This is a genomic window from Streptomyces sp. SID14436 (assembly GCF_010548465.1).
Classification (GTDB): Bacteria; Actinomycetota; Actinomycetes; order Streptomycetales; family Streptomycetaceae; genus Streptomyces.
Genome location: NZ_JAAGMD010000768.1, coordinates 1 through 5,069 on the forward strand (window position 1 = coordinate 1; position 5,069 = coordinate 5,069).

Consider the following 5,069-nt stretch of genomic DNA (forward strand, 5'->3'; position numbering starts at 1 on the left):
CCGCACGGCGGGCCCCGCCCGGGCCGCCGGCCGAGGGCGGGGATGAGGACCGGCGGCCCGACCGCCGGGGAGCCGAGGCCCGAGCGGAGTGTCACCGGTTGACTGCGCCGGGGCACACACCGGGAGCGCGCACGGCGCGCGGAAGCGTGCGAAGCCTTCACACGGGGTGTGTTCACCAGCCCCGCGCGCGCCACTCCGGCAGGTGCGGGCGCTCCGCGCCCAGGGTGGTGTCGTTGCCGTGGCCGGGGTAGACCCAGGTCTCGTCCGGCAGTACGTCGAAGATCTTGGTCTCGACGTCGTGGATCAGGCGGGCGAACGCCTCCGGATCCTGGTGGGTGTTGCCGACACCGCCCGGGAACAGGCAGTCCCCGGTGAAGACGTGCGGATGCCCGTGCGGGTCGTCGTAGACGAGGGCGATGGAGCCCGGCGTGTGCCCGACCAGGTGCCGTGCGGTGAGCTCGACCTGCCCGACCCGGAGGGTGTCGCCGTCGTCGACCAGCACGTCGGTCGGTACGGGGATGCCCTCGGCGTCGTCGCGGCCGGCGTGGGTGCGGGCGCCGGTGGCGGCCACCACCTCGGCGAGCGCCTGCCAGTGGTCCCCGTGCCGGTGGGTGGTGACGACGGAGGCGATGCCGTCGTCGCCGATCGTGCCGAGCAGCGTGCCGGCGTCGTTGGCCGCGTCGATCAGCAACTGCTCGTCGGTGGCCCGGCAACGCAGCAGATAGGCGTTGTTGTCCATGGGGCCGACCGCGACCTTGGTGATCATCAGGTCCTTGAGTTCGTGCACGTCGGCTGGGCCGCCGACCGTCACCCGACCGCTGTACGTCATGGCCGTCAGCCTATAGCGCACGGCCCGCGCGGTCGCCCCCGCACATCGTCGGGGAGCGCACGCGCGGGCCGCATGCGGGCACGGCGGGTCACAGCGGGGGGAGCACCGGGAGCGCGCCGTCCTTGACCGTCAGCCCCGACCCGTCGCGCCGGCCCGCGAGCCAGCCCATCAGGTCGGCCGGGGCCCCCTCGACGGTGACCGGCACGTCCCCCGTGCCGCCGGTCGTCCAGGAGCGGCCGTCGGCGGTCCGCAGCCGGGTGGCGGGCACGTCCGGGTGCCCGCGGAACCGCTCGGTCAGGAAGTCGATCTCCCGCTCGGTGAAGTCCGCGGGGAGGTCCTCGAGCTCGTGGCCGATGCCGAGGTCCACGTGGTGCAGGGCGACCTCGACCCAGCGCCGGAAGGGCAGGCGGGCCGCCCGGTCCGTGACGCCGTTGCGCAGTTCGACCGTGCGCTCCCAGTCGGTTTCGGCCGCGCACAGCTCCTGGAAGCGGGCCGCGCTCTCCCGCACGTCGGCGAGCTGGTCGGCGAGCGGACGCGGGGCGTCCCGCTCGATGTCGGCCTCCCGTACCTCGGCGGAGGCGTACATGGGGCGTCCCTGGAGAACGTTCACCAGGGCGTCCGCGTTGCGCGCGAGATGGGCCAGCACGTGGCCGCGGGTCCAGCCCGGCAGACGTGACGACTGGGTCACAGCGGCGTTGTCCAGGGCGGCGACGTCGCTCAGCAGCCGTTCCGTAGCGGCTTGTAGGGACGCCAGGTCATGAGCGTGATCATTCATGGAGCTGACACTAGTCGGGCCACACCTTCGGGTGAAGGCGGCAGGAAGCCGCCGTTATTCGAATGCGCGTGCTATAAGGTCGTCGGTGGCGTCGGGCATGCTGGAGAGTCGGGGATTGTTGTCAACCCGTGAATCCGACCGGCGTTGTCAGTGGCTCCCCCTAGTCTGAGAAAGACGGGGGCCCCGCCCCTGTCACTTCTCTCAAGAAAGGTGCGGACCGGCGTGGCCGACCGTCTCATCGTCCGTGGAGCGCGCGAGCACAACCTCAAGAACGTCTCGCTCGACCTCCCGCGCGACTCGCTCATCGTCTTCACGGGCCTGTCGGGGTCGGGCAAGTCCTCGCTGGCCTTCGACACCATCTTCGCCGAGGGGCAGCGTCGCTACGTCGAGTCGCTCTCCTCGTACGCCCGGCAGTTCCTCGGCCAGATGGACAAGCCGGACGTCGACTTCATCGAGGGCCTGTCCCCGGCGGTCTCCATCGACCAGAAGTCGACCTCGCGCAACCCCCGCTCGACCGTCGGCACCATCACCGAGGTCTACGACTACCTCCGGCTGCTCTTCGCCCGCATCGGCAAGCCGCACTGTCCCGAATGCGGCCGCCCGATCTCCCGCCAGTCGCCGCAGGCCATCGTCGACCGCGTCCTGGAACTGCCCGAGGGCAGCCGCTTCCAGGTGCTGTCGCCGCTGGTGCGGGAGCGCAAGGGCGAGTTCGTCGACCTCTTCGCCGACCTCCAGACCAAGGGGTACTCCCGCGCGCGGGTCGACGGCCGGACCGTCCAGCTGTCCAGCCCGCCCACGCTGAAGAAGCAGGAGAAGCACACCATCGAGGTGGTCGTCGACCGCCTCACGGTCAAGGACAGCGCCAAGCGCCGCCTCACCGACTCCGTCGAGACCGCCCTCGGCCTGTCCGGTGGCATGGTCGTGCTCGACTTCGTCGACCTCCCCGAGGACGACCCCGAGCGCGAGCGCATGTACTCCGAGCACCTGTACTGCCCGTACGACGACCTGTCCTTCGAGGAGCTGGAGCCCCGCTCCTTCTCCTTCAACTCGCCCTTCGGCGCCTGCCCGGAGTGCACCGGCATCGGCACGCGCATGGAGGTCGACCCGGAACTCATCGTGCCCGACGAGGACAAGAGCCTCGACGAGGGCGCCATCCACCCCTGGTCCCACGGCCACACCAAGGACTACTTCGACCGCCTGGTCGGCGCCCTGGCCGACGCGCTCGGCTTCCGCACCGACATCCCGTTCGGCGGTCTTCCGCAGCGAGCCAGGAAGGCCCTGCTGTACGGCCACAAGACGCAGGTCGAGGTCCGCTACCGCAACCGCTACGGCCGCGAGCGCCGGTACACCACGGCGTTCGAGGGGGCCATCCCCTTCGTCAAGCGCCGGCACAGCGAGGCCGAGAGCGACTCCAGCCGCGAGCGCTTCGAGGGCTACATGCGCGAGGTGCCCTGCCCCTCCTGCGAGGGCACCCGCCTCAAGCCGGTCGTCCTCGCGGTCACGGTCATGGGCAAGTCCATCGCCGAGGTCTCCGCGATGTCCATCAGCGACTGCGCGGACTTCCTGGGCGAGCTGAAGCTCACCGCCCGCGACAAGAAGATCGCCGAGCGCGTGCTGAAGGAGGTCAACGAGCGGCTGCGCTTCCTGGTCGACGTCGGCCTGGACTACCTCTCCCTCAACCGGGCCGCCGGCACCCTGTCCGGCGGCGAGGCCCAGCGCATCCGCCTGGCCACCCAGATCGGCTCCGGTCTCGTCGGCGTGCTCTACGTCCTCGACGAGCCGTCCATCGGGCTGCACCAGCGTGACAACCACCGGCTGATCGAGACCCTGGTCCGGCTGCGCGACATGGGCAACACGCTCATCGTCGTCGAGCACGACGAGGACACCATCACGATGGCCGACTGGATCGTCGACATCGGCCCCGGTGCCGGCGAGCACGGCGGCAAGGTCGTGCACAGCGGCTCCCTGAAGGAACTCCTGGCCAACGAGGAGTCGCAGACCGGCCAGTACCTGTCGGGCCGCAAGGCCATCCCGCTGCCCGGCATCCGCCGGCCGCTCGACCCGTCCCGCGCGCTCACCGTGCACGGCGCCCGGGAGAACAACCTCCAGGACATCGACGTGTCCTTCCCGCTGGGCGTGTTCACCGCGGTCACCGGCGTCTCCGGCTCGGGCAAGTCCACGCTGGTCAACGACATCCTCTACACCCACCTGGCCCGCGAGCTGAACGGCGCGCGGAACGTGCCGGGACGGCACACGCGCGTGGACGGCGACGACCTCGTCGACAAGGTCGTGCACGTCGACCAGTCGCCCATCGGCCGCACCCCCCGCTCCAACCCGGCCACGTACACCGGCGTCTTCGACCACGTGCGCAAGCTGTTCGCCGAGACCACCGAGGCGAAGGTCCGCGGCTACATGCCCGGCCGCTTCTCCTTCAACGTCAAGGGCGGCCGCTGCGAGAACTGCGCGGGCGACGGCACCATCAAGATCGAGATGAACTTCCTCCCGGACGTGTACGTCCCGTGCGAGGTCTGCCACGGTGCCCGCTACAACCGGGAGACCCTGGAGGTCCACTACAAGGGCAAGTCCATCGCCGACGTCCTGAACATGCCGATCGAGGAAGCCATGCACTTCTTCGAGGCCGTCCCGGCGATCTCGCGCCACCTGAAGACGCTCAACGACGTCGGTCTCGGCTACGTCCGGCTCGGCCAGGCGGCCACCACCCTGTCCGGCGGTGAGGCGCAGCGGGTGAAGCTGGCCAGCGAGCTGCAGAAGCGCTCCACCGGCCGCACGGTCTACGTGCTGGACGAGCCCACCACGGGTCTGCACTTCGAGGACATCAACAAGCTCCTGAAGGTGCTGTCCGGACTGGTCGACAAGGGCAACACGGTCATCGTCATCGAGCACAACCTCGACGTGATCAAGACCGCCGACTGGATCATCGACATGGGTCCCGAGGGCGGCTCCGGCGGCGGCCTGGTCGTGGCCGAGGGCACCCCCGAGGAGGTCGCCGCCGTCCCGACCAGCCACACCGGGAAGTTCCTGCGGGAGATCCTCGGCGCGGACCTGGTCAGCGACGCCACCCCGGCCCGGCGCAAGGCGGCGAAGAAGACCGTCGCGGCGGACGCGAACGCCCGGACGGCCACCGTCAAGGCGAAGACCGCCAAGACGACCAGGACCGCGAAGACGGCCAAGGCGGCCGGCACCGCCAAGAGCGGCGAGTCCGCCACCACCGCGAAGAAGACCGCGGCCAAGCGGACGACGAAGGCCGCCAAGGCCTGACCGGCGCCCCGCCGCCCGTCCGCGCACCGCACCTCACGCGCCCTGTCCCGGCAACCACCGGGGCAGGGCGCGAGGCGTTCGCCGACCGCCGCGGGGCCGCCCCCGCGGCCCGACACGCCCCTCTCGGCGCCCTAGCCGTCCAGCTCGTGGGCGTACGGCGGTTCCGCGCCCGCCCGGGAGCAGGTG

Annotated in this window: 3 protein-coding genes; 1 reads left to right on the forward strand and 2 read right to left on the reverse strand. The window is 70.9% G+C overall.

The window, feature by feature from the left end:
* Window positions 1-172: 172 nt before the first annotated feature.
* Both G3I53_RS27980 and G3I53_RS27985 read right to left on the reverse strand, forming a co-directional pair.
* Window positions 173-829 (reverse strand): MBL fold metallo-hydrolase, encoded by a 657-nt coding sequence (locus G3I53_RS27980; RefSeq protein ID WP_164332687.1) that lies wholly within the window; start codon window positions 827-829, stop codon window positions 173-175.
* An 88-nt stretch (window positions 830-917) separates the two neighbouring features.
* A complete protein-coding gene (locus tag G3I53_RS27985; protein WP_164332688.1) occupies window positions 918-1,604 on the reverse strand; it encodes a maleylpyruvate isomerase family mycothiol-dependent enzyme in 687 nt (228 codons plus the stop codon).
* 222 nt (window positions 1,605-1,826) lie between these two features.
* Between G3I53_RS27985 and uvrA the strand changes: the two genes are divergently transcribed.
* Window positions 1,827-4,883 (forward strand): excinuclease ABC subunit UvrA, encoded by a 3,057-nt coding sequence (gene uvrA, locus G3I53_RS27990; protein ID WP_164332689.1) that lies wholly within the window; start codon window positions 1,827-1,829, stop codon window positions 4,881-4,883.
* Window positions 4,884-5,069: the final 186 nt, after the last annotated feature.